Genomic DNA, 23113 nt, shown 5'->3' with positions numbered 1-23113 from the left:
TCTTGCAGTCCTGACACCGCGGTACACTCGACGCACGCCGTATCAGGGTCCGACGCGTACCATGCGCCGGGCGGCGTCGCGCTTCGTTGCGCCCACAACTGGATGCCCGCCATGCCGGATTCCCGTCCCTCGCCTCGCACGACATTCAAGCCGCAGGTCGTTCTGCCCGCGCTCGTCGTCATCGGCGCGCTGCTCGTCGTGTGCGCACTGCGCCCGAGCGAAGCCGGCGCGCTGTTCTCCGCCGGCCAGCAATGGGTCATCGCACGTTTCGACTGGTTCTACGTGCTCGCCGTCACCGGCTTCCTCGTGTTTCTCGTGCTGATCGCCGCCAGCGACTTCGGCAATATCCGGCTCGGCCCCGACGATGCCGAACCCGAATTCAGCTTCGTGTCGTGGACGGCCATGCTGTTCGCGGCCGGCATGGGCATCGGCCTGATGTACTTCGGCGTCGGCGAGCCGATGCAGCATTTCCTGAAGCCGCCGACCGTCGACCCCGGCACCCCCGCCGCCGCGCGCGAAGCGATGTTGATGACGTTCTTCCACTGGGGCTTCCATGCGTGGGCGATCTACGGGCTGATGGGGCTCGTGCTCGCGTACTTCGGCTTTCGCTACAACCTGCCGCTCACGCTGCGCTCCGGGCTCTATCCGGTGCTGCGCGAGCGCATCAACGGCTGGATCGGCCATACCGTCGATGCGTTCGCGCTGGTCGGCACGGTCGCCGGGATCGCGACGACGCTCGGCTACGGCGTGATGCAGCTGAGCGCGGGCCTGCAGACGGTCGCCGGCTGGGACACGGGCAGCAACCTGTTCCGCATCGGGCTCGTCGCGGTGGTCGTGATCCTCGCGGGCGTGTCGGCCGCGACCGGCCTCGACAAAGGCGTGCGCCGGCTGTCCGAGCTGAACCTGCTGCTCGCGTTCCTGCTGCTTGCGTTCGTGGTGGTCGCGGGCCCGACGGCGTTCCTGCTGCGCGCGCTCGGCGACAACATCGGCCAATACCTGTCGAGCCTCGTCGACCTGTCGTTCCGCACGTACGCGTACGCGCCGCCGCGCGAGGAAGGCTGGTTCGGCGGCTGGACGATCCTCTACTGGGCGTGGTGGGTGTCGTGGTCGCCGTTCGTCGGCATGTTCATCGCGCGCATCTCGCGCGGCCGCACGATCCGACAGTTCGTGATCGGCGTGCTGCTCGTGCCGACCGCGTTCAACCTCGTCTGGATGACCGTGTTCGGCAACAGCGCGATCTGGCTCGACACGCACGGCGCGGCCGGCGCGCTCGCGCAAACGGCGACCAACGTCGATGCGCTGCTGTTCCGCTTCTTCGATTTCCTGCCGTTGCCGCAACTGCTGTCGATCGTCGCGATCGTGCTGATCGCGGTGTTCTTCGTCACGTCCGCCGATTCGGGCGCGTTCGTGATCGACCAGATCGCGACGCGCGGCAACGCGCATTCGCCGGTGTGGCAGCGGCTGTTCTGGGCCGCGCTGCTCGGCGTGACGGCCGCGGTGCTGCTCGTCGCGGGCGGGCTCGGCGCGCTGCAGGCGATGACGCTGATCGCCGCGCTGCCGGTCGCCATCATCATGCTCGCGCTCTGTTACGGGCTGTGGCGCGGGCTCGCGGCCGACCGCGCACACTATTCGCAGGACGTTGCGCCTGCAACGAGCTTCTGGACCGGCCAGCACTGGCGCCATCGCCTGACGCACATCCTGCGGCAGACGACCGAGGCCGAGGCGCGCCAGTTCGTCGCGGAAACGGTCGAACCGGCGCTGCGCAAGGTCGCCGACGAATTGCGCGCGAGCGGCGTCGATGCGCACGTGCAGCGCGACAGCGACGATGCGGTGCGGCTCACCGTGCCGACCGCCGAACATCGCGATTTCGTATACGGCGTGCGCGTCACCGCGAAATCCGCGGCCGCGTTCCTCGTGCGCGAGGCAGCCGAACCGGATGCATCGCGTGCGCACGTCCATGGCATCGTCACGTTCTTCGAGGACGGCCGGCTCGGCTACGACGTCGAATACCTGCGCGGCGACGAGGTGATCGCCGACGTGCTGCGCCAGTACGAACGCTACGTGTCGCTCGCGGCAGACAAGCGCACGCACCTGCTGAGCCGTGCACCCGGACACGCGACGGAGGCCGAATGAGCGGGCTGCCGCACAGCCGCGCGGCCGACGTCATCGCGCTCGGCACGCTCGCGGTGCTCTACCTCGGCGGCGCCGGCATCGCGCTGTGGCGAATCCGCGCCGCGGCGCCGCTCGGCAAGGTCTACTGGATCGTCTGCGCGGCGCTGCTCGCCGGCGGCGCCGTCGCGATGGGCGGCAACCTGTCGCCGGTGCCGAACAGCGGCGCCATGCCGCCCGGTTTCGCGCTCGGCGCCGAGGCCGTCCTGCTCGGGCTTGCGCTGGTCGCCGGTGGCTGCGCGTGGCTGATGCTGCGCGCGCGCAAACGCTGACGCACGCGGGTCGCGCGGCCCCACTTCGCCACGCGGGCACGGCCGCCTGCCGGGCGAACGGGCGGCCACGCCGTTCCTCATCCGCTGCTTGCACGCTACATGTCATGCGGACGGCGCGCGCGCCGTCACGAGCCAGCACGCCGCCTCGAAGCGTACCTCGGCGCCATGCACGTACCGCTCGAACGCCGCGCGCATCGTGTCCACCACACGCCGCCGCGTCGCCTCGTCCGTCTCCAGCAACGCAAGGCCGACCGGGCCCAGCCGGGCAACGTAGTCGCCCAGCGCGGACGCCGGCAGCACGCACGTCCGATCGACCGGCTCGATCGCAACGTCGGCCCAGCCGCTGTCCGACAGCACCGACGCGACCCGCTGCCGGTCGCCGAACGCGAACTGCCCGGGCGCGCCCGGCTGCCGCGCACGCAAGTTCGGCAGCAACGGCGCGGCCGCCCGCTCGGCCGTCGTCATGAACGGGTTGTCGGCCGCGCCGCGCCACGCGACGAACCGCATCCGTGCGCCCGGCCTTGCCGCCTGCCGCAGGTTCGCGAACGCGCGCACCGGATCGTCGAAGAACATCACGCCGAGGCGCGACACGATCAGGTCGACGCTCGCCGGCTCGAATGCGTGCGTCTGCCCGTCCGCGCACACGAACCGGGCGCGCAGGCCGCTGCGTTCGGCACGCGCCCGGGCGGCGTCGATCATCCGCGCCGAAATGTCGATACCCGTGCACTGCGCGTTCGCGCCGAGCCGCCGCGCGATCGCGAGCGTGACCGCGCCCGTGCCGCAGCCCACATCGAGCACGCTGCTGGCGGACGACGCTGCCGCGGCGTCCGCCAGCAGCGTTTCGAACGGCTCGAACATCCGGTCCATCGTCGCCTGCGCATCGACCCATGCGCGCCTCGACGGACCGTTCCATAACGCGGATTGCGCTTCGTTGGGCCGGTTGGCTTCCATCGTCGATCCCCTTTCGTTTCATTGATCACGAACCGGACTGTGCTGCTTCAAGCCGGCTTGAAGTCAAGGCCGGTCGGCATGCGCGCCGTCACGCCCCGTTTTCACATTTCTTACATTCGCGCTGCGTATCGTTGACGACTTTCCTACGGTGCCTGCCCCTCCCATGCGACGATTCCTCACGCGCGGCCTGCTCGTGCGCTGCGCCCCCCTTGCTGCCCTCGCCGCGCTGTCCGCGTGCTCGAATCACATCGATACGCCGGACGATCCGGCCAGCGCGTCGGCCAACGTCCAGGCCGCATGGGTCGAGATCGGCGATGCGAACCAGGCGATCGCGCGCGTGATCACGAACTATGCGCCCGCGTCGGCCGGCGATCCGCTGTGCCCGCAACTGAACGTCGACGGCAAGGTGTCGCGCATGACACTGCGCGCAGCCGCCGCGACCGTCGCCCAACGGCCGACCGCCAGCGACCCGGCCGATTCGAAACCGTCGAGCTTCCCGGTGTCCGTCTGCGAAACCACGCTGCCGGCCGGCGCGCAGGCGGCGAGCGTCGCGGGCCGCACGCTGCCGCTGCCGAAAGCGCAGCCGCAGCGCATCGCGATCATCGCCGACACGGGCTGCCGGATGAAGAAGGCCGACAATGCATGGCAGGCGTGCAACGATGCCGCGGTCTGGCCGCTCGGCACGATCGCGGCCAGCGTCGCGAAGCTGTCGCCCGATCTCGTGCTGCACGTCGGCGACTACCACTATCGCGAGAACGCGTGCCCGCCGGACATCGCCGGCTGCAAGGACAGCCCGTGGGGCTACGGCTGGGATACGTGGCAGGCCGACCTGTTCCGCCCGGCCGCGGCGTTGCTCGCGAAGGCGCCGTGGGTCGTCGTGCGCGGCAATCACGAGGAATGCGCGCGTGCGGGCCAGGGCTGGTTCCGCTTTCTCGACCCGCGCCCGTATTCGGCCGCACGCTCGTGCGACGATCCGGCCAACGACAACACCGCGAACTATTCGGAACCCTATGCGGTGTCGCTCGGCGCCGGCTCGCAGGTGATCGTGTTCGACACGGCGAAGGTCGGCCGCACGCCGCTGAAGACGACCGACGCGCAGTTCGGCATCTACCAGAAGCAGTTCCAGACGGTCGCGGCGCTCGCGTCGAAGGCCGGCATGACGACGACGATCTTCACGAACCATCATCCGATCCTTGCGTTCGCGCCGATCGCCGGCAGCACGCCCGCGCCGGGCAACCTCGCGCTGCAGTCGGTGATGTCGAGCCTCAACGCGCAGGCGTACTACCCGCCGGGCGTGCACGTCGCGCTGCACGGCCACGTGCACGATTTCCAGGCGATCAACTTCTCGTCCGGGCACCCGGCGACGATCGTGTCCGGCAACGGCGGCGACAACCTCGACGTCGCGCTGCCCGACCCGTTCCCGGCCGGCCTGACGCCCGCGCCGGGCGCGGTGATCGAACGGCTGTCGCACAACAACAGCTTTGGTTTCCTGATCATGGAGCGCAACGCCGCGCCGGCGACGGGCTGGATGTTCCATGCGTATTCGGCGGCCGGCAAGCTGCTGGCGTCGTGCAATCAGTCGGGCAGGACACTCGCCTGCGACAAGACCGGGTTCATCGCGCCGTGACGGAAGAAGTTCGATGTGACGGCCGCGGCGAGCGTGGCCGGCAGACGCTGCAGCGCGTAGTCGCGGTCGTACTCGCCGGCCTGGCATTCGCGGCTCACGCCGCGCCGGCCGAAACGGTCCTGCTTCCCGGTGCACCGCCGTCGCGCGTCGTCGACACGATCGGCAACGGCACGCCGCAGGTAACGGGCAAGATCGACGCGGCCGCCGCGCGCTTCGCGCCGGACCCGACGCTCGTCGCGCTCGGCCGCCGGATCTTCTTCGACCCGCGGCTGTCCGAGCCGCGCGGCATGTCGTGCGCGGGCTGCCACGATCCGGGCCGCGCGTTCGCACCGACGCTGTCGGCCGCATCGCTCGCGGGGCCCGGCGTGCCGGAGGGCAGCCGGCCCGGACGCTTCAGCCAGCGCAACGCGCCGTCGCTGCTGTATGTGCGCTACGTGCCGCGCCGCCACTTCTACCAGGACGACGATGCGCCCGCGCCGTCGCCGTTCGGCGGCCTGTTCAGCGACGGCCGCGCGGATACGCTCGCCGAGCAGATCCGCGGGCCGCTGTTCGATCCGAACGAGATGAACAACCGGTCGCCGGCCGCGTTGCTGCGCAAGGTCGATGCGACCGAACTCGCGCCCGATCTCGCCGCGCGCTTCGGTGCGCCGGTGCGGCGCGATCCCGAGCAACTGGTGCGCGCGCTGGGCACGGCCGTCGAAGCCTATCTGCAGAGCGACGAGATGGCGCCGTTCACGTCGCGCTTCGACGCGTTCCTGCGCACGCGCAAGCCGCTCGCGCCGGCCGAGATGCGCGGCCTCGCGCTGTTCCGGAATCCGGACAAGGGCAATTGCATGACCTGCCATACGCTGTCGGACACGTCGAGCCGCCCGGAACGCTCGCTGTTCACCGATTTCGGCTACGACGCGATCGCGGTGCCGCGCAACCGCGCGCTGCCGGCGAACCGCGATCCGCGCCATTTCGACAACGGGCTGTGCGACACCGCGCGCCGGCTGCGCTGGCCCGAGCCGACGCAATGGTGCGGCTACCTGCGCACGCCGGGGCTGCGCAACGTCGCGGTCAAGCAGACGTTCATGCACAACGGCGTGTTCACGACGCTGCGCGACGCGGTGGCGTTCTACAACACGCGCTCGACCGACCCCGGCTTCTGGTATCACGGCGCCAAGACCTTCGACGACGTGCCGGCCGCCTATCGCGGCAACATCAACGTCAATTCGACGCCGATGAACCGCCGGCCCGGCACGCCGCCCGCGCTGACCGACGCGGAAATCGACGACATCGTCGCGTTCCTCGGCACGCTGACCGATGCGCGCTATACCGGCCGGGCCGCGCCGGCCGCCCCTGCGGCCCCGGCGGCCCGCGTCGCGCGCACTGCCGCGCCGGTGCGCTGACCCTGGCCGAACGGCCAGCCGCCGCGCCCCTGCTTGCGGTTCGCGCAAACACTGGTTATATTTACAGTACTGTATTTATGAACAGTGAGGTGCGCGATGGAACATCTGGTCCGTATCGTCAACGACACCGATCGCCAAGTACTGGCGTGGCTGCGTGCCCAGGTCGGCGATGCCCGCGTCGAGCGCGCGGCGCGTCAGCTCGGGCATACGCGCAAGCCCTTTCCGTCCGCCGTGTGCCGGTATCTGGGCATGAGCGTGCCGGCCACGCTGCGCCCGGCCGCCGCCCAGCCGCGCGCGGCACGCGATTTCTCGGTCGGCGATCGTTACCTGTCGCTGATTCGCCAGCACCTCGCCACGCATTCGGTCGGCCGATGAAATGGCGGCGGCTTGCCGCTTCGGTACCGCGTCCGGCCGGAGCACTCGCGTATTCGCAAGCCCGGCCGGCCACCGCCGTCGCGCTTACCCGGCCGCCATGGCTTCCCGTACGAGGCGGCCGAGTGTGTCGAACGCCGCCTCGTGCGCCGCATCGAATACGCGCGTGCAGGCGAGCCGGATATAGCCGTCGAAACGGTCCGAATTCGAGAAGATCGAACCGGGTGCGATCTTGACTCCGTGCGCCAGCGCGGCGTCGAACAGCGCATCGGAGCGCACGCCTTCCGGCAACGCGATCCACAGCAGCATCCCGCCCAGCGGCTGGTTCATCCGCGTGCCGGCCGGGAAATGACGCGCAATCGCGTCGATCGTCACGTCGCGCTGCACACGCAACTGTTCGCGGAACCGGTGCAGGTGCCGATCGAACGCGCCCGAGCCCACGAATTCAGCCGCAACGGCCTGCAACAGCGCGGCGTTGTGCCGGCTGTGCGCGAATTTCAGCATCCTCACGCGCGCATGCCAGCGGCCCGCACTCATCCAGCCGAGCCGCATCCCGGGAGCCAGTACCTTGTTGAACGACGGGCAGTAGATCACCGTGCCGTCGCGATCCCATGCCTTGACCGGCCTGACGGCCTGCGGCGCCTCGACGAGCTCGCGATAAGGCTCGTCCTCGATCACGGCCACACCGTGGTGCGAACACAGCGCGACGAGCTCGGCCTTGCGCTCGTCGGGCATCACGCAGCCGAGCGGGTTTTGCAGGTTCGGCACGACGACCACGGCCCGGATGTCCGGATAGGCAACCAGCGCCACTTCGAGCGCCTCGATCGACAGGCCGGTCGTCGGGCTTGCCGGGATTTCGAGCGCCTTCAGGCCGAGGCTTTCGAGCAACTGGATCAGGCCGAAGAAGGCCGGCGATTCGATCGCGATCGTGTCGCCGGGCCGCGCGACCGCACGCAACGCGAGATTCACCGCATCGACGCCGCCGCTCGTCGACATCACGTCGTCCGGCGTCAGCGTCACGCCGTAGGACAACGCGCGTTTGGCCATCGTCTGCCGGAATTCGGGCGAACCGCCGACGGGCCCGGCGTCGGTCAGCAATGTGGGCTTGCGCCGCAGCAGCCGGATCGCCAGCGCCTGCAGGCGCTCGGTCGGATACAGCGCGGCGTGCGCGGATGCGCCGCCGAGATTCAACGCATCGGTCGCCGCGTTCGCACGGTCGATCGCGCGCGATACGCGTTCGTGCAGCCCCGCGAACGGCGGCTCGACGCTCAGCGGCGGCACGTCGCTTTCCGGCAGCGTGTCGAGCACGGCCGCCGTGCGGCGGCGCACGTAGTAACCCGAACGCGGCTTCGCGTCGCACCAGCCCGCATCCTCGAGCCGCCGAAACGCCTGGATCGCGGTCGACAGGCTGACGCCGTGCTGCGCCATGCACGCGCGAACCGACGGCATCCGGTCGCCGGGCGACAGCGTGCCGGCCGCGATGATGCGGCGGTAATGTTCGGCGAGCCGTTCGTAAAGCGGCTCGCCGTCCATCGGCAAAGGCGTGCGGGATGCGTCGGCGAAAATCGTCATGCGAACCATCGTGCCCGCGGCCGCCACCGCACGCCAGATACAGATCCGGGAAAAACCCACCGATACAGCAGCCCGAAATCGTCGCCTGCACCGCAACAGATTCCCGTCCCCTGAATCTGTCGTGCGCACGTCCGTTTCCCTAACCTGATTGCACGCTGTCGCCTCGTCGTCACGAGGCCGCGCAACCGGAGCAACCGGGAAAAGGGAATCGCCATGCGGACGCAACACCTCCGGCTCGACGTCGGGCAAAGCCACTTTGCGTGGTTCGACAAGGGCAGCCAGTTGATCGTGCTGGACGGCGCGCTGGCGGTCACGCTGCGCCACGCCGGGCTCGACTGGCTGCCCGATGTACCGCAATACATTCGCCGCGAACTCGACGAAGGCGAATGCCTGACGCTCGAAACCGCCGGTCACTTCGCGCTGTCGGCTCGCGGCAGCCGCGTGGTCAGCACGACGATCGTGGAACCGTCAGGTCGAAGCGGCATGCTCTCGGTGTGGCGCGGCATCCTGCGCCGGCTGTCCGGGCGAGTGCACGGCAGCCGCCACGTGAGCGAGCATGCCTGACATCGCGACTTGCCCGCCGCGGGAAACACAGGGAGGTCACCGCATCATCGCGGTGATCGATGAACGTGTGATGTTCCGAGCGGCCGCGTCCAGCGAGCGTGCCGCCGCCTCACCGCCCGTTCCGCCGACGCTCGATCCACTCGAACAGCGCCATCCCGGCCAGCATCGCGACGACGAACCCGATTCCCTTGGCCGACCCGAAGCCGATCGACACGATCGCGGGGCCCGGACAGAACCCGGCAATCCCCCAGCCGATGCCGAACGCTGCGCTTCCGGCGACGAGGCGAACGGTAATCGTCCGGGCGGCCGGCAACTGCATCGGCAAGCCGAGCCACGATCGTGTCCGGCGCTTCGCCCACGCGAACGCGAACACCGCGACACCGATCGCGCCCGCCATCACGAACGCGAGCGACGGATCCCAGCGGCCTGCGAGATCGAGGAAACCGAGCACCTTCTGCGGATTGGCCATGCCCGACACGATGAGGCCGACGCCGAACAGCAGCCCCGCCAGAAACGCGAATCCTGCCTGCATGTCAGCCTCCCGGCACGTGCAGCCGCACGAAGACGGTCGCGAAGCCGGCAACCATGAAGGTCGCCGTCGCGACCACCGAACGCAGCGCCCCGCGCGATATCCCGCACACGCCGTGACCGCTCGTGCAGCCGCCCGCGTACCGCGTGCCGATCCCGACCAGCAGCCCGGCCGCCAGCAATTCAGGCCAACTGGCGGCGACCTGCGGCGTCAGCCCGCTCCCGACGAAACGCATCGCGACGGGCGCGGCGATCAGCCCGGCGACGAACGCGGCGCGCCAGCCGCGCTCTGCGCCGCCCGCCGTCATCAGGCCGCCGACGATCCCGCTGATACCGGCAATCCGGCCGTTGAACACGACGAGCCACGCCGCCGCCAGCCCGATCAGCACGCCGCCGGCCAGCGACGGCCACGGCGTGAAATGAAGTGCATCAACCTGCATCGCGCGCCTCCTTCGCGGTCGCCCCGCAAAACTGCTCGTACAGCACGCCCATCATCGCGACCACGGCCGGACTGTCGAGCGAATAGCGGATCGTCTTGCCTTCGCGGCGCGTACGAACCAGCGCGTTGTCCCGCAATACACCAAGCTGCTGCGACAGCGTCGGTTGATGGATGTCCAGTCGCGCCTCGAGATCGCTCACGCAGCGCTCACCCTGCGACAGTTCGCACAGCAGCAGCAGCCGGTCGGGATTCGACATCACCTTGAGGAGCGCGCACGCCGATTCGGCGGCGGCGCGCATCTGATCGGGCCCGGGCAACCCGGCGGGAAGATCGTCGTTCATCGGAGCGGGAATACGATTAAAGAATCGATATTATATAAATTTATATATTGCTGTGTCCCGCTGCTTGCAGGACCGGCAATCCGGCCGCCGTTCCGTCTGTCAGGCCTGCTTGCCAGCCGTCCCGTCGGCAGCCACCGCGCGTACCGCGCAGGCGCGAACCACGCCGAGCGCCAGCGCGGCGACCGCCGCGATCACACATGGCGCGGCAACGACGGCGAACGCGGTCGACAGCATTGCGTCACCCGCCATCGATCCAAAGTGAAGCTGAAGTAAAAGACACGGCCCGGCCTGAACCGGGCCGCTTCACCGCGACGCTTCACGCGTCACGCGCGGTCGCAGGATTCCGTGCCGTCGAGCATCAGCGTGCCGACCCGCGCGGGTACGAGCGGCGTGCGCGGCGCTGGCGGCGTCCAGCCGAACAGCGCCTGCGCGGCCGCGCCGCACACGCGGCCCTGGCACGCACCCATCCCGCAGCGCGACTGCAGTTTGGCGGCCGTCCAGCCCGGTTCCCGCGCGACCGCATCGAACCGCACGTCTTCGCAACGACACAGCAGCGTGTCGGGTCGCGCGAGCCGGCGGATCGGCTCCCGGATCGCGAAGCGCTCGCGCACGGCATCCGCGAAAGCCTGCCAGTGCGCGCGCCGTGCGATCAGCGCGGCCAGATGTGCGGTCTGGCCGGTCGCCGCGTAGCCGGCGATCTCGCCTTCGACCATCGCCAACTCGCTGCCACCGACGCCCGTGCACTCGCCCGCCGCGAAACATCCGTCGCGGCTCGTGCGCTGGTGCGCGTCGACCGCCACCGCGCCATGCTCGATCCGGCATCCGAGATGGCTCGGCAGCACGGTATTCGGCACGAGGCCGAAGCCGCACGCGAGCCGGTCGCAGTCGACGTCGAATTCGCGATCGCCCTGGCGAATTCGCACGCGTTCGAGCCGCTGGTCGCCGAATGCCTCGACGACGTACGCATCGGGCCGATACGCGACCGTGACGAGCTTCGCGGCCTGCGCGAGCTTCGACGGCCAGCGCCACAGCCCCGCGCCGAAGCCCGCCACGTCGCCCCATGCGGCCTGTTCGAGCACGTGCGACACGCGCGCGCCAGCCTGCCGGGCCGTCGCCGCGCTCGCCAGCAGCAGCGGCCCGCTGCCCGCGATCACCGTGCGCTGCCCGCGTACGTCGAGCCCGTATTTGATCAGCGCCTGCAAGCCGCCCGCGCCGGTCACGCCCGGCAGGGTCCAGCCCGGAAACGGCAGCAGCAGCTCGCGGGCGCCGCAGCAGAGAATCAGCGTCCGGAAATCGAGGAGGAGCCCGCGTTCGTCGTCTTCGAGCAGGAGCGTGCCCGGCTGCGTTTCGGCGACGATGCGCGTCCCCGCAAGATGCGTGACGTTCGGCTGCCGCAGCACCGCGAGGCGTTCGGCGGCGGCCGGCGTCGGTGCGGCCGCTGCCGGCTGCCGCCAGATCTGCCCGCCCGCACGCGGGTTGTCGTCGACGATCGCAACGGTCGCGCCGCTTCGCGAGGCGGCCAGCGCGGCCGACAGCCCGGCCGGGCCCGCGCCGACGATCGCGACGTCGACGCTCAATCGTTGCTGTTTCATCGCGTGCGCTCCACCTGCATGCCATCGCGGCACAACGTCTGGCACGCGAGCCGGCGCCGGCCGTCGATCGTCATCCGGCATTCCTGGCAGATGCCCATCCCGCAAAACGGTGCTCGCGCCGCGCCCGTGCACGACACGCGCGTCGTGTCGTCGCCGCTCGCCGCGACGGCGGCCGCGACAGTCGCACCGTCGGCCACCGTCAGCGCGCGGCCGTCCAGATGAATGATCATGCCAGCCTCCGCCGGGCCGTCCCAAGGAGGTCAACCGCCGCCGCGAGGGGCGCCTTGCATGGGACCTGAGTCAGCGCTGAAGCGCCAACTCCGGTCGACAGCGAACAAAGTGAGCGTGGGGGTCGTTTCATGTCAGCGCTCCGGTGACGAGGGACGCGCTCAGGAAGCGTCCCGGCAGATACGGTTCGATATCGATGGACGGCCGCTCGCCGGCCATCAGCGCGGCGACGAGCCGCGCGCTGCCCGGCGCGGTCGTCACGCCGAGCCCTTCGTGCCCGACCGCGAGCCACACGCCCGGCCGCGCCGGGTGCTCGCCGAGCAGCGGCAGGCCGTCGGGGCTCGCTGAGCGGAAGCCGGTCCATGCGCGGATGCCGTTCAGGTCGGCCAGATCCGGCAGATAGCCGACCGCGCGGCGCAGCATGCGCGCGAGCACCGGCGGCTCGACCTGCGCGTCTTCGGTGTCGAACTGGCGCGACGAGCCGATCAGCAGCTGGCCGGTCGGCCGCGGCTGCACGTTGAACGCGACCGACGTGCCGTCGCTTGCGTGCGCGCTCGCCGCATAGCCGAGCTCGACGAGCTGGTGCGACACGTGGCCCGGATAGCGGTCGGTAATCAGCAGATGGCCCTTTTTGGGGCGCAGCGGCAGTTCGGGCAGCAGCGTGCGCGCCGCGACGCCGTTCGCGACGATCACACGCTCCGCGCGCAGCACGTCACCGCTCGCGAGCGTCACGCTGGGGCCGTCGATCGCGACGGCCCGCTCGCGGCGCAACGTGATGCGCGGCGCGCGCTGCAGCAGCCAGTTCGCGGTGACGGGCGCATAGAGGATCGCATCGCCCGGAATCTTCAGCGCGCCGCCGAGGCCCGCGCGCAGCATCGGCTCCAGTTGCGCGAGCGCCGCCGCGTCGATCAGCTCGCCGGCCACGCCGTGGGCGGCGAGCGTCGCCTGCTTCGCGCGTGCGAGATCCATCTCGTGCGCATCGGCCGCGAGCCACAGCGTGCCGCAGTTGCGGTATGCGCAGCCGTCGGGCATCTCGCCGCTCAACGCGCGCCACAGTTCGATCGAGTAATGGCTCAGCGCGAGTTCGGCCGCATTGTCGTCCATCGCGACGAGGTGCCCCATGCCCGCGCCGGTCGCGCCGCCGCTCGCGTCGTCGACGACGAGCACGCGCAGCCCGCGCTGCGCGAGTTCGTGCGCGCACGCCGCGCCGACGATGCCGGCGCCGATCACGACGACGTCGGTCTTCGTTTCGCTCACGACCCGATGCCCCAGCCGAACGGATCGTCTTCGTCGATCAGCAGCGTCGCTTCCGCGCTCAGGTGCGCGCTGCCGCGAATCGTCGGCACGATGCCGCCGTCGGCCAGCTCGTAGCTGGCGTGGAACACGCTGCCGATCACGCTCGCCTGCCGCCACACGGCGCCCGGCGCGAGCTTGCCGTCGGCCGCGAGGCACGCGAGCTTCGCGCTCGTACCGGTGCCGCACGGCGACCGATCGTACGCGAGGCCCGGGCACAGCACGAAGCTGCGGCTGTCATGCGCGGGATCGTCGGCGAACAGCTCGATGTGATCGATCTCGCCGCCGTTCGCGCCGGTGACGCCCGCGCGTTCGAGCCCTTCGCGCACGGCCGACGCGTACGCGGTGAGCGCCGCGACGTTGTCGCCGGCGACGCGCTGCCCGTGGTCGCTGATCAGGAAGAACCAGTTCCCGCCCCACGCGACGTCGCCCTTCACGGGGCCGTATCCCGGCACGTCGAGCGCGATGCCGTGTGCGTGGCGATACGCGGGCACGTTGCGCACGCTGACCGACAGGTCGTCGTGCAGTGTCGCCTCGACGGTGCCGACCGGCGTCTCGATCCGGTGCACGCCGGGCGCGATGCGTCCCATGTGATGCAGCGTGCGCACGACGCCGATCGTGCCGTGCCCGCACATCCCGAGATAGCCGCTATTGTTGAAGAAGATCACGCCGGCCGCCGCGTCGGCCGACACCGGGTCGCACAGCACCGCACCGACCAGCACGTCGCTGCCGCGCGGCTCGAGGATGCACGCGGTGCGATAACGGTCGTGCTCGCGCGCGAGCACGTCGCGGCGCTCGGCCATCGTGCCGTTGCCGAGCGACGGAAAGCCGGACACGACGAGCCGAGTGGGTTCGCCGCCCGTGTGCGAATCGATGATCTGGATGCGCTTCATCATGAGCCGTCCGAAGTGGGGAAAGGAGCATAGCTTCCTCCGTCGCGCGTCCGTCCGCTTGTGGCTTTTCGATGAGGACGACGACGAAATCGGCATAGTGCGACGCACCCTTCCCGCCCCTGCCGGCCGCTGTGCCGATTTCGTCATTTTGCTCCGCGATACGACTCAAGCGTGATGGGCGTTTGCGCGGCGATACTGGTTGCCACACCGACACACCCGTCGGCCGACCGATACGAACGTAGGAGATTTCAGTGAGCCGCAAAGCCATTCAGTGGACCGGGGTTTTCCCGGCCGTCAGCACCCAGTTCAAGCCGGACTTTTCCCTCGACATCGACGCCACGCACCGTGTGGTCAAGAACCTGGTGAACGACGGCGTGTCGGGCCTCGTGGTCTGCGGCACGGTCGGCGAAAACACGTCGCTGTCGACGAGCGAGAAGCTTCAGGTGATCGAGGCCGCACGCGATGCGGCCGGCGGCAAGATTCCGGTGATCGCCGGCATCGCCGAATTCACGACCGAATTCGCGCGCAATACGGTGCGCGAAGCGCAGCGCGTCGGCGTCGACGGCGTGATGGTGATGCCCGCGCTCGTCTACTCGGCGAAGCCGCACGAAACCGCCGCGCACTTCCGCGCGGTCGCAACGAGCACCGACCTGCCGGTGATGGTCTACAACAATCCGCCGATCTACAAGAACGACGTGACGCCCGACGTGCTGATCGCGCTGCAGGATTGCGAGAACATCGTCTGCTTCAAGGATTCGTCGGGCGATACGCGCCGCTTCATCGATCTGCGCAACGCGGTCGGCGATCGCTTCGTGCTGTTCGCGGGCCTCGACGACGTCGTGGTCGAGAGCATCGCGGTCGGCGCCGAAGGCTGGGTGTCGGGCATGTCGAACGCGTTTCCGAAGGAAGGCGAGACGCTGTTCCGCCTCGCGAAGCAAAAGCGCTTCGACGAAGCGCTCGCGCTGTATCGCTGGTTCATGCCGCTGCTGCACCTCGACGCACGCCCGGATCTCGTGCAGTGCATCAAGCTGTGCGAAGAACTGGTCGGCCGCGGCAGCGCGGTCACGCGTCCGCCGCGCCTCGCGCTGCAAGGCGACACGCTCGCTGAAGTGAAGGCCATCGTCGCGAAGGCGCTCGACACGCGCCCGGCGCTGCCCGACGTCGGTCTCTGATCGACGCCCTGCGGCGGCGCGCGGGTTTGCCCTGTGCGTCGCCGTCCGCGGTCCGGCATGGTCCGCGGGCCCGCTCGCCCCGGCGCCACCCCGCGCCGCGCGTGAACGGGCCGCGGCCCGCCCCGGTCGTTCGAACCGGGCGACGCCGGCCGGCAGGCGTGCGCGCTGCTCCGTCGGAGCGCGCGCCACGCGCGCCTGTACCGACATTCCCCAGGAGACACGCCCATGCCAGGCCAAGGCAATGCACACCCGTCTGTCCCGCTTTCCCGTTCCGCGCGCCCCGGCGCGGGTCACGGCAAGTTCAAGAAACAGCTGTCGCTGACCGATCTCACGTTCATCGGTCTCGGCGCCATTTTCGGTTCGGGGTGGCTGTTCGCCGCGAGTCACGTATCGACGATCGCGGGCCCGGCCGGAATCTTCTCGTGGCTGCTCGGCGGCTTCGCGGTGCTGCTGCTCGGCATCGTCTACTGCGAACTCGGCGCCGCGCTGCCGCGCGCGGGCGGCGTGGTGCGCTACCCGGTGTTCTCGCACGGCCCGCTGCTCGGCTACCTGATGGGCTTCATCACGCTGATCGCGTTCTCGAGCCTGATCGCGATCGAAGTCGTCGCCGCGCGCCAGTATGCGGCCGCGTGGTTTCCGGGCCTGACGGTCGAAGGATCGAGCGACCCGACCACCCTCGGCTGGCTCGTGCAGGCCGCGCTGCTCGGCTTCTTCTTTTACCTGAACTATTCGAGCGTGAAGACGTTCGCGAAAGCGAACAACATCATCAGCGTCTTCAAGTTCATCGTGCCGCTCGCGGTGATCGGCGTGCTGTTCACGTTCTTCAAGCCCGCTAACCTGACCGTGCACGGCTTCGCGCCGTTCGGCATGCCGGGCATCGAGATGGCCGTGTCGGCCGGCGGCATCATCTTCGCGTATCTCGGGCTCACGCCGATCGTGTCGGTCGCGAGCGAGGTGCGCAATCCGCAGCGCACGATCCCGATCGCGCTGATCCTGTCGATCCTGCTGTCCACGCTGATCTACGTGCTGCTGCAGCTCGCGTTCATCGGCAGCATTCCCACCGACATGCTCGCCGCCGGCTGGCACGACGTGAGCAAGGCGTTCTCGCTGCCGTATCGCGACATCGCGCTCGCGCTCGGCGTCGGCTGGCTCGCGGTGATGGTCGTCGCCGACGCGATGATCTCGCCGAGCGGCTGCGGCAACATCTACATGAACGCGACGCCGCGCGTGGTCTACGGCTGGGCGAAGACGGGCACGTTCTTCAAGGTGTTCACCCGCGTCGACGAAGCGTCGGGCATCCCGCGTGCGGGCCTGTGGCTCACATTCGGCCTCGCGATCTTCTGGACGCTGCCGTTCCCGTCCTGGGAAGCGCTGATCAACATCGTGTCGGCCGCGCTGGTGTTGAGCTATGCGGTCGCGCCCGTGTCGGTCGCCGCGCTGCGCCGCACGGCGCCCGACCTGCCGCGGCCGTTCCGCGCCAGCGCGTTCGGCCTCACCGGCCCCGCGTCGTTCGTGATCGCCGCGCTGATCGTCTACTGGTCGGGCTGGAGCACGGTGTCCTGGCTGCTCGGGCTGCAGATCGCGATGTTCGCCATCTATCTCGCGTGCCGCCGCTGGGTGCCAATCACGCACCTGAGTCTCGCCGAGCAGGTGCGCTCGTCCGCGTGGCTGATCGCGTTCTATGCGGCGATGATCGTGCTGTCGTATCTGGGCGGCTTCGGCGGCACGGGCCGGCTCGCGCATCCGTACGACACGGTCGTCGTCGCGGCCGTCGCGCTCGTCATCTACTACTGGGGGGCGCACACCGGCGTGCGCGCCGACAAGCTGCAACTCGACGACGACGAGGACTGACGCGCCCTCCCCCTTTCCCCTTCCATCGGCCGGGCACATCACGCCCGGCCCTGCTTTTTTCCGAGGAAAACCATGCAACTCACAGGCCAGCTCCTGATCGGCCAGTCGGCCATCGCCGGACAGAACGGCACCCTCCATGCGCTCGCCGCCGCAACAGGCGAACCGCTCGAACCGGCGTTCGGCGGTGCGAGCCTGCACGACCTGGAAACGGCGTGCGCACTCGCCGACGACGCGTTCGATACGTATCGCGAAACGTCGCTCGAAGCACGCGCCGCGTTCCTCGATGCGATCGGCCGCCACGTCATGGCGCTCGGCGACGAGCTGATCGAGCGCTGCGTCGTCGAAACGGGGCTGCCGCGTGCGCGCATCGAAGGCGAATGCGGCCGCACGGTCGGGCAGCTCGCGCTGTTCGCATCGCTGGTGCGGGACGGCGGTTTTCTCGACGCGCGGATCGACCCGGCACGCCCGGAGCGCAAGCCGCTGCCACGCGTCGACCTGCGCCTGCGCAACGTCGCGCTCGGCCCCGTCGCCGTGTTCGGCGCGTCGAACTTCCCGCTCGCGTTCTCGGTGGCCGGCGGCGACACGGCGTCGGCGCTGGCGGCCGGCTGCCCGGTGATCGTCAAGGCGCATTCCGCGCATCCGGGCACGTCTGAACTCGTCGGCCGCGCAATCCAGCAGGCCGTGCGCGAATGCGGGATGCCGGCCGGCGTGTTCTCGCTGCTGTTCGACGCATCGCGCGAGATCGGTCAGGCGCTCGTCGCCGATCCGCGCATCAAGGCCGTCGGCTTCACCGGCTCGCGTCGCGGCGGCGTGGCGCTGATGCATATCGCGGCCGCGCGAGCCGAGCCGATCCCCGTCTATGCGGAAATGAGCTCGATCAATCCCGTGCTGCTGTGTCCCGCCGCGCTCGGTGCGCGTCACGACGCCATCGCATCGCAGTTCGTCGCGTCGCTTACGCTCGGCGCCGGCCAGTTCTGCACGAATCCGGGCCTCGTGCTCGCGGTCGACGGCCCCGCGCTGCGCGCCTTCGAAGCCGCGTCGGCCGATGCCGTGCGCGCCGTGGCCGCGCAGACGATGCTGACACCGGCCATCCACGCGAGCTATGCGCAAGGCGTCGCGGCGCTGCGCGATCACTCAACCGTCGAACTGCTGGCCGAAGGCGTCGAAGGCGGCCGCCATCAGGCCCGCGCGGCGCTGTTCGCGGCCTCCGCCGACGCGTTCATCGCCCACCCCGAACTGCGCGACGAAGTGTTCGGCCCCGCGTCGCTGATCGTGCGCTGCCCGGACGCCGGCACGCTGCATCGCGTGCTGAAATCGCTCGAAGGCCAGTTGACGGTCGCCGCGCATCTCGCCGACGGCGACGCCGCGCTGTTCGCCGCGCTGCGCCCGACGCTCGAACGCAAGGCAGGCCGCATTCTCGTCAACGGCTTCGGCACGGGTGTCGAGGTCGGCCACGCGATGGTGCACGGCGGCCCGTTCCCGGCGACGTCCGACACGCGTACGACGTCGGTCGGCGCGCGCGCGATCGAGCGCTTCCTGCGCCCCGTGTCGTACCAGGACGTGCCGGACGCGCTGCTGCCGGACGCGCTCCGCAGCAGCAATCCGCTGCACGTGCCGCGACGCATCGACGGCGTGCCCGCCCCATGCGAGGTGAACCATGTCTGAGCGCACCGCCGAAGTCGTGCTGTCGCTCGACGAAGTCCACGCGCTCGCGCTGCGCGTGCTGACGCACAACGGGATGTCCGACGCGCATGCGCGCGCCATCGCCAACGTGATCACGCAGGGCCAGCGCGACGAATGCCATTCACACGGCGTGTACCGGCTGCTCGTGTGCGTGCGCTCGCTGAAGAAAGGCAAGGTCGATCCGCAGGCCGTGCCGACGTTGCGCAAGCTGTCGTCGTCGATCGTCGCGGTCGACGCGCATCGCGGCTTCTCGCTGCTGAGCTTCGAAACCGCGCTGCCCGTGCTGGTCGAGATGGCGAAGCAGCACGGCATCGCCGCGATGGCGATCAACCGCTGCTATCACTTCTCCGCGCTGTGGCCCGAGGTCGAGGCGATCGCGGCCGAAGGGCTGGTCGGCATCGCGATGAACCCGAGCCATAGCTGGGTCGCGCCGGAAGGCGGCCGCGAGCCCGTGTTCGGCACCAACCCGATCGCGTTCGCATGGCCGCGCCCGGGCGGCGAGCCGTTCGTGTTCGATTTCGCGACGAGCGCGATCGCGCGCGGCGACATCGAACTGCACGCGAAACAAGGCAAGGCGATTCCGGCGCACTGGGCGATCGACGCCGACGGCCAGCCGACCACCGACCCGAAGGCCGCGCTGCAAGGCGCGATGCGCACGTTCGGCGGCCACAAGGGTTCGGCGCTCGCGGCGATGGTCGAGCTGCTCGGCGGCGCGCTGATCGGCGACATGACGAGCCGGGAATCGATGGACTTCGACGAAGGCGTCGGCGCGACACCGTGCCACGGCGAACTCGTGATCGCGTTCGATCCGAAGGTGTTTCTCGGCGACGATCTCGACGCGGGACTCGCGCGCGGCGAGCGGATGTTCGAATCGATCGTCGCGCAGGGCGCGCGGCTGCCGTCGCAACGGCGCTTCGACGCCCGCGCGCGCAGCATCGCGAATGGGGTGCGGATTCCGAAGGCGCTGTACGACGAGATCCTGACGCTGCTCGACTGACGCGCGATCGAGCGGCGCGGCTTCATCGTCGGCGGAACGGGCGATGGAGCCGCCGCCCGGTTGCGCCGGCGATGGCCTGCGTCGGGCTTCGTGCTTGCTCGGTCTGGTGGGGCTCGCGCACGCGGCGCACCCGGCCGCTGTCCGCCGCACCGCCCGCGCCGGCCGGCGCCGCCCGCCCGGCGGCTGTGGGATAATCGCGAAGTTTGCCCAGGGCGCAGCTCAAGAGGTTGTTCGCACGGGCGCGAGAGAGGCCTTTATTCCCCGAGCCTCCACCCTTTTCCCGCGATATTTCTTCAGCCATCACCATGCCCACTTACCGTTCCAAAACCTCCACCGCCGGCCGCAACATGGCAGGTGCGCGCTCGCTGTGGCGCGCCACCGGCATGAAAGACGACGATTTCTCGAAACCGATCATCGCGGTCGTCAACTCGTTCACGCAATTCGTGCCCGGGCACGTTCACCTGAAGGATCTCGGCCAGCTCGTCGCGCGCGAGATCGAAGCCGCGGGCGGCGTCGCGAAGGAATTCAACACGATCGCGGTCGACGACGGCATCGCGATGGGCCACGACGGCATGCTCTATTCGCTGCCGAGCCGCGACATCATCGCCGATTCGGTCGAATACATGGTGAACGCGCACTGCGCGGACGCGATGGTGTGCATCTCGAACTGCGACAAGATCACACCGGGGATGCTGATGGCCGCGATGCGCCTGAACGTTCCGGTGATCTTCGTGTCGGGCGGCCCGATGGAAGCCGGCAAGACGCGCCTCGCGAACCCTGTCACCAAGTCCATCGAACTGAAGAAGCTCGACCTCGTCGACGCGATGGTGATCGCGGCCGACCAGTCGTATTCGGACGCCGACGTCGCCGAAGTCGAGCGCTCGGCGTGCCCGACCTGCGGTTCGTGCTCGGGCATGTTCACCGCGAACTCGATGAACTGTCTGACCGAAGCGCTCGGCCTGTCGCTGCCCGGCAACGGCACGGTGGTCGCCACGCACGCCGACCGCGAACAACTGTTCAAGCGCGCCGGCCGCCGCATCGTCGAATTGACGCGCCAGCACTACGAGCAGGACGACGAACGCGTGCTGCCGCGCGCGGTCGGCTTCAAGGCGTTCGAGAACGCGATGACGCTCGACATCGCGATGGGCGGCTCGACCAACACGATCCTGCACCTGCTGGCGATTGCGCGTGAAGCCGGCATCGACTTCACGATGAAGGACATCGACCGCCTGTCGCGCATCGTGCCGCAGCTGTGCAAGGTCGCGCCGAACACGAACAAGTACCACATCGAGGACGTGCACCGCGCGGGCGGCATCATGGCGATCCTCGGCGAACTGGACCGCGCCGGCAAGCTGCACACCGACGTGCCGACCGTGCACGCGCCGACGCTGAAGGATGCGCTCGACCAGTGGGACATCGTCCGCACGCAGGACGAAGCGGTCCGCACGTTCTACCTGGCCGGCCCGGCCGGGATCCCGACGCAGGTCGCGTTCAGCCAGAACACGCGCTGGCCGAGCCTCGACCTCGACCGCGCCGAAGGCTGCATCCGCTCGTACGAGCATGCGTTCTCGAAGGAAGGCGGCCTCGCCGTGCTGACGGGCAACATCGCGCTCGACGGCTGCGTGGTGAAGACGGCCGGCGTCGACGAAAGCATTCTCGTGTTCGAAGGCTCGGCGCACGTCACCGAATCGCAGGACGAAGCGGTCGAGAACATCCTGAACGACAAGGTCAAGGCCGGCGACGTGGTGATCGTGCGCTACGAAGGCCCGAAGGGCGGCCCCGGCATGCAGGAAATGCTCTACCCGACCAGCTACATCAAGTCGAAGGGGCTCGGCAAGGCGTGCGCACTGCTGACGGACGGCCGTTTCTCGGGCGGTACCTCGGGTCTGTCGATCGGCCACTGCTCGCCCGAAGCGGCAGCGGGCGGCGCAATCGGCCTGGTGCGCGACGGCGACCGGATCCGCATCGACATTCCGAACCGCACGATCGACGTGCTCGTATCGGACGAGGAACTGGCGCGCCGCCGCGAGGAGCAGAACGCGAAGGGCTGGAAGCCCGCGCAGCCGCGTCCGCGCAAGGTGTCCGCGGCGCTGAAGGCATACGCGAAGCTGGTCATGTCGGCCGACAAGGGTGCGGTGCGCGACCTGTCGCTGCTGGACGACTGACGCAGCGGGCTGCGGGCGACCGGTAGCACGTTACCTCGCCCGCTTGCCTGATCCCAAGGCCGCTCTCCGGAGCGGCTTTTTTTCGTCCGGGGCGCGGCGCACCCGCGGCACCGGCGCAATCAGTGCCGGCGTTCGTCGGGGCCGCCACCGCCGCCGTGGTGACCGCCACCGTTTCCGCCGCCCTGCGGCTGCGCATAACCGCCGCCGCCCTGCCGCACCGGCGGCGGCATCGTGCGGGCCTCGCCGCCCGGGGCGGGCGGCGGCCGCAGCACGGCCGGCGGAGGCCCGGCCGGACGCGCATTGCCCGCTCCGCCCGGCATCGGCGTTGGCGCCGGACTGCCCGGACGCGCATTGCCCACCCCACCCGGCATCGGCGTTGGCGCGGCCGGCGCCGGCATCCGGTTCGCACCGTTCCAGCCGCCGCGCGTCGCCGACGGCCGCGTGTCATGCACGGGCGGCGGGCCGCCCGGCGCGACCTGCATCGGCGCGCCCGGTTGCGGACGCCCTTGCGCCGGCGGCATGCCTCCCGGGCCGAGCCTCGGCTCCGCCCGATGCGCCCAGCGGTCGCGGTCCGGATACCACGGGCGGTGCCGGTAATAGCGATCCCAGTACGCGCCGATCGCAAATCCGGTCACCGGCACGCCGATGATCGCGCCGTACTCGAGCAACGGCACGTAGCTGCCTTGATACGGATAGTCGAGCAACTGCGCATCGATCCAGCCGCGCACGCCCGGCAGCGCGACGTCGCACCACGTGTAGTCGCTCAGGCAGCCGAATACGCCCAGCGCGGTGCCGGGCGGAATCTGCGCGACCACCGGATAATCGGGCGCCGGCCCCGCATACAGCTCGGCCGGCGAATTCGTGTAAGCGCTGCTCTGCGCATCGGCGACGCCCGGTGCGGCCGCGAGGCCGGCCAGGACGATGCACAGACTTCGGACAATCGTGTTCCTCATGATGCTCTCCCGCGCCGTCGCGCGCCGGTCAGTGCCAATGGCCGCCACCCCAGTGACCGC

Annotated in this window: 22 protein-coding genes; 11 read left to right on the top strand and 11 right to left on the bottom strand. The window is 69.7% G+C overall.

From position 1 onward, the window contains the following. The first annotated feature begins 111 nt into the window (after positions 1-111). Together A9Z05_RS00140 and A9Z05_RS00135 are read left to right on the top strand one after the other, a co-directional pair. On the top strand, positions 112-2133 hold the full coding sequence (locus tag A9Z05_RS00140; RefSeq protein ID WP_069616356.1) for a BCCT family transporter: 2022 nt from the start codon (positions 112-114) through the stop codon (positions 2131-2133). After that, entirely contained in the window at positions 2130-2441 is a 312-nt protein-coding gene (locus A9Z05_RS00135; RefSeq protein ID WP_069616355.1) for a hypothetical protein, read from the top strand. Before A9Z05_RS00140 ends, A9Z05_RS00135 begins: the two co-directional genes overlap by 4 nt. 102 nt (positions 2442-2543) lie before the next feature. On the opposite strand, the gene A9Z05_RS00130 is transcribed toward A9Z05_RS00135, so the two are convergent. Further along, positions 2544-3392, bottom strand: coding sequence for a class I SAM-dependent methyltransferase (locus tag A9Z05_RS00130; RefSeq protein ID WP_069616354.1), 849 nt, complete (start codon positions 3390-3392; stop codon positions 2544-2546). A 163-nt stretch (positions 3393-3555) separates the two neighbouring features. On the opposite strand from A9Z05_RS00130, the gene A9Z05_RS00125 reads away from it, so the two are divergent. The 3 genes from A9Z05_RS00125 to A9Z05_RS00115 all read left to right on the top strand — a co-directional run bounded on the left by A9Z05_RS00125 (position 3556) and on the right by A9Z05_RS00115 (position 6785). Next, the gene (locus A9Z05_RS00125) at positions 3556-5019 is read left to right on the top strand and encodes a metallophosphoesterase (RefSeq protein ID WP_069616353.1); all 1464 of its coding nucleotides are present in this window, start codon (positions 3556-3558) and stop codon (positions 5017-5019) included. Then, on the top strand, positions 5016-6410 hold the full coding sequence (locus A9Z05_RS00120; protein ID WP_069616352.1) for a cytochrome-c peroxidase: 1395 nt from the start codon (positions 5016-5018) through the stop codon (positions 6408-6410). Before A9Z05_RS00125 ends, A9Z05_RS00120 begins: the two co-directional genes overlap by 4 nt. A 96-nt stretch (positions 6411-6506) precedes the next feature. Next, the gene (locus A9Z05_RS00115) at positions 6507-6785 is read left to right on the top strand and encodes a hypothetical protein (protein ID WP_069616351.1); all 279 of its coding nucleotides are present in this window, start codon (positions 6507-6509) and stop codon (positions 6783-6785) included. Between the two features lie 84 nt (positions 6786-6869). Here A9Z05_RS00115 and A9Z05_RS00110 read toward each other — a convergent pair whose 3' ends face one another. Beyond that, the gene (locus A9Z05_RS00110; RefSeq protein WP_069616581.1) at positions 6870-8363 is read right to left on the bottom strand and encodes a PLP-dependent aminotransferase family protein; all 1494 of its coding nucleotides are present in this window, start codon (positions 8361-8363) and stop codon (positions 6870-6872) included. Positions 8364-8567: 204 nt separating this feature from the next. On the opposite strand from A9Z05_RS00110, the gene A9Z05_RS00105 reads away from it, so the two are divergent. Beyond that, positions 8568-8918, top strand: a complete 351-nt coding sequence (locus tag A9Z05_RS00105) for a hypothetical protein (protein WP_069616350.1) — start codon at positions 8568-8570, stop codon at positions 8916-8918. 109 nt (positions 8919-9027) lie between these two features. On the opposite strand, the gene A9Z05_RS00100 is transcribed toward A9Z05_RS00105, so the two are convergent. The 8 genes from A9Z05_RS00100 to A9Z05_RS00070 all read right to left on the bottom strand — a co-directional run bounded on the left by A9Z05_RS00100 (position 9028) and on the right by A9Z05_RS00070 (position 14232). After that, the gene (locus A9Z05_RS00100) at positions 9028-9450 is read right to left on the bottom strand and encodes a DUF6691 family protein (RefSeq protein WP_069616349.1); all 423 of its coding nucleotides are present in this window, start codon (positions 9448-9450) and stop codon (positions 9028-9030) included. 1 nt (position 9451) lies between these two features. Further along, positions 9452-9886 carry a YeeE/YedE family protein gene (locus A9Z05_RS00095; RefSeq protein WP_069616348.1) on the bottom strand — a complete coding sequence of 145 codons (435 nt, stop codon included), beginning with the start codon at positions 9884-9886 and terminating at the stop codon, positions 9452-9454. Continuing rightward, a complete protein-coding gene (locus A9Z05_RS00090; protein WP_069616347.1) occupies positions 9876-10226 on the bottom strand; it encodes a metalloregulator ArsR/SmtB family transcription factor in 351 nt (116 codons plus the stop codon). Before A9Z05_RS00090 ends, A9Z05_RS00095 begins: the two co-directional genes overlap by 11 nt. A 99-nt stretch (positions 10227-10325) precedes the next feature. Next, positions 10326-10460 carry a hypothetical protein gene (locus tag A9Z05_RS35760; protein WP_256121800.1) on the bottom strand — a complete coding sequence of 45 codons (135 nt, stop codon included), beginning with the start codon at positions 10458-10460 and terminating at the stop codon, positions 10326-10328. A gap of 89 nt (positions 10461-10549) precedes the next feature. After that, positions 10550-11818, bottom strand: a complete 1269-nt coding sequence (locus A9Z05_RS00085; RefSeq protein WP_069616346.1) for an FAD/NAD(P)-binding oxidoreductase — start codon at positions 11816-11818, stop codon at positions 10550-10552. After that, positions 11815-12048 carry a 2Fe-2S iron-sulfur cluster-binding protein gene (locus A9Z05_RS00080; RefSeq protein WP_012338331.1) on the bottom strand — a complete coding sequence of 78 codons (234 nt, stop codon included), beginning with the start codon at positions 12046-12048 and terminating at the stop codon, positions 11815-11817. Before A9Z05_RS00080 ends, A9Z05_RS00085 begins: the two co-directional genes overlap by 4 nt. Positions 12049-12175: 127 nt before the next feature. Continuing rightward, a complete protein-coding gene (locus tag A9Z05_RS00075) occupies positions 12176-13303 on the bottom strand; it encodes an FAD-binding oxidoreductase (protein ID WP_069616345.1) in 1128 nt (375 codons plus the stop codon). Beyond that, positions 13300-14232 carry a 4-hydroxyproline epimerase gene (locus A9Z05_RS00070; protein WP_069616580.1) on the bottom strand — a complete coding sequence of 311 codons (933 nt, stop codon included), beginning with the start codon at positions 14230-14232 and terminating at the stop codon, positions 13300-13302. Before A9Z05_RS00070 ends, A9Z05_RS00075 begins: the two co-directional genes overlap by 4 nt. A gap of 251 nt (positions 14233-14483) precedes the next feature. Here A9Z05_RS00070 and A9Z05_RS00060 point away from each other — a divergent pair, with 251 nt between their 5' ends. The 5 genes from A9Z05_RS00060 (at position 14484) to ilvD (ending at position 22100) form a co-directional block, all read left to right on the top strand. Then, on the top strand, positions 14484-15404 hold the full coding sequence (locus A9Z05_RS00060) for a dihydrodipicolinate synthase family protein (protein WP_034205027.1): 921 nt from the start codon (positions 14484-14486) through the stop codon (positions 15402-15404). Positions 15405-15629: 225 nt separating this feature from the next. Then, complete coding sequence (locus A9Z05_RS00055) at positions 15630-17255, top strand: APC family permease (protein ID WP_069616344.1); 1626 nt, start codon at positions 15630-15632, stop codon at positions 17253-17255. 72 nt (positions 17256-17327) lie between these two features. Continuing rightward, the gene (locus tag A9Z05_RS00050) at positions 17328-18920 is read left to right on the top strand and encodes an aldehyde dehydrogenase (NADP(+)) (RefSeq protein ID WP_069616343.1); all 1593 of its coding nucleotides are present in this window, start codon (positions 17328-17330) and stop codon (positions 18918-18920) included. Next, complete coding sequence (locus tag A9Z05_RS00045) at positions 18913-19935, top strand: Ldh family oxidoreductase (protein ID WP_069616342.1); 1023 nt, start codon at positions 18913-18915, stop codon at positions 19933-19935. Before A9Z05_RS00050 ends, A9Z05_RS00045 begins: the two co-directional genes overlap by 8 nt. A 305-nt stretch (positions 19936-20240) precedes the next feature. Next, positions 20241-22100 carry a dihydroxy-acid dehydratase gene (gene ilvD, locus A9Z05_RS00040; protein ID WP_069616341.1) on the top strand — a complete coding sequence of 620 codons (1860 nt, stop codon included), beginning with the start codon at positions 20241-20243 and terminating at the stop codon, positions 22098-22100. A 119-nt stretch (positions 22101-22219) separates the two neighbouring features. On the opposite strand, the gene A9Z05_RS00035 is transcribed toward ilvD, so the two are convergent. Next, a complete protein-coding gene (locus A9Z05_RS00035; protein ID WP_069616340.1) occupies positions 22220-23053 on the bottom strand; it encodes an SH3 domain-containing protein in 834 nt (277 codons plus the stop codon). Positions 23054-23113: the final 60 nt, after the last annotated feature.

The organism is Burkholderia sp. A2, assembly GCF_001729305.1.
Classification (GTDB): Bacteria; Pseudomonadota; Gammaproteobacteria; order Burkholderiales; family Burkholderiaceae; genus Burkholderia; species Burkholderia sola.
Note: the sequence above shows the minus strand (reverse complement) of the source record. Positions and strands in the feature narration are given on the sequence as shown.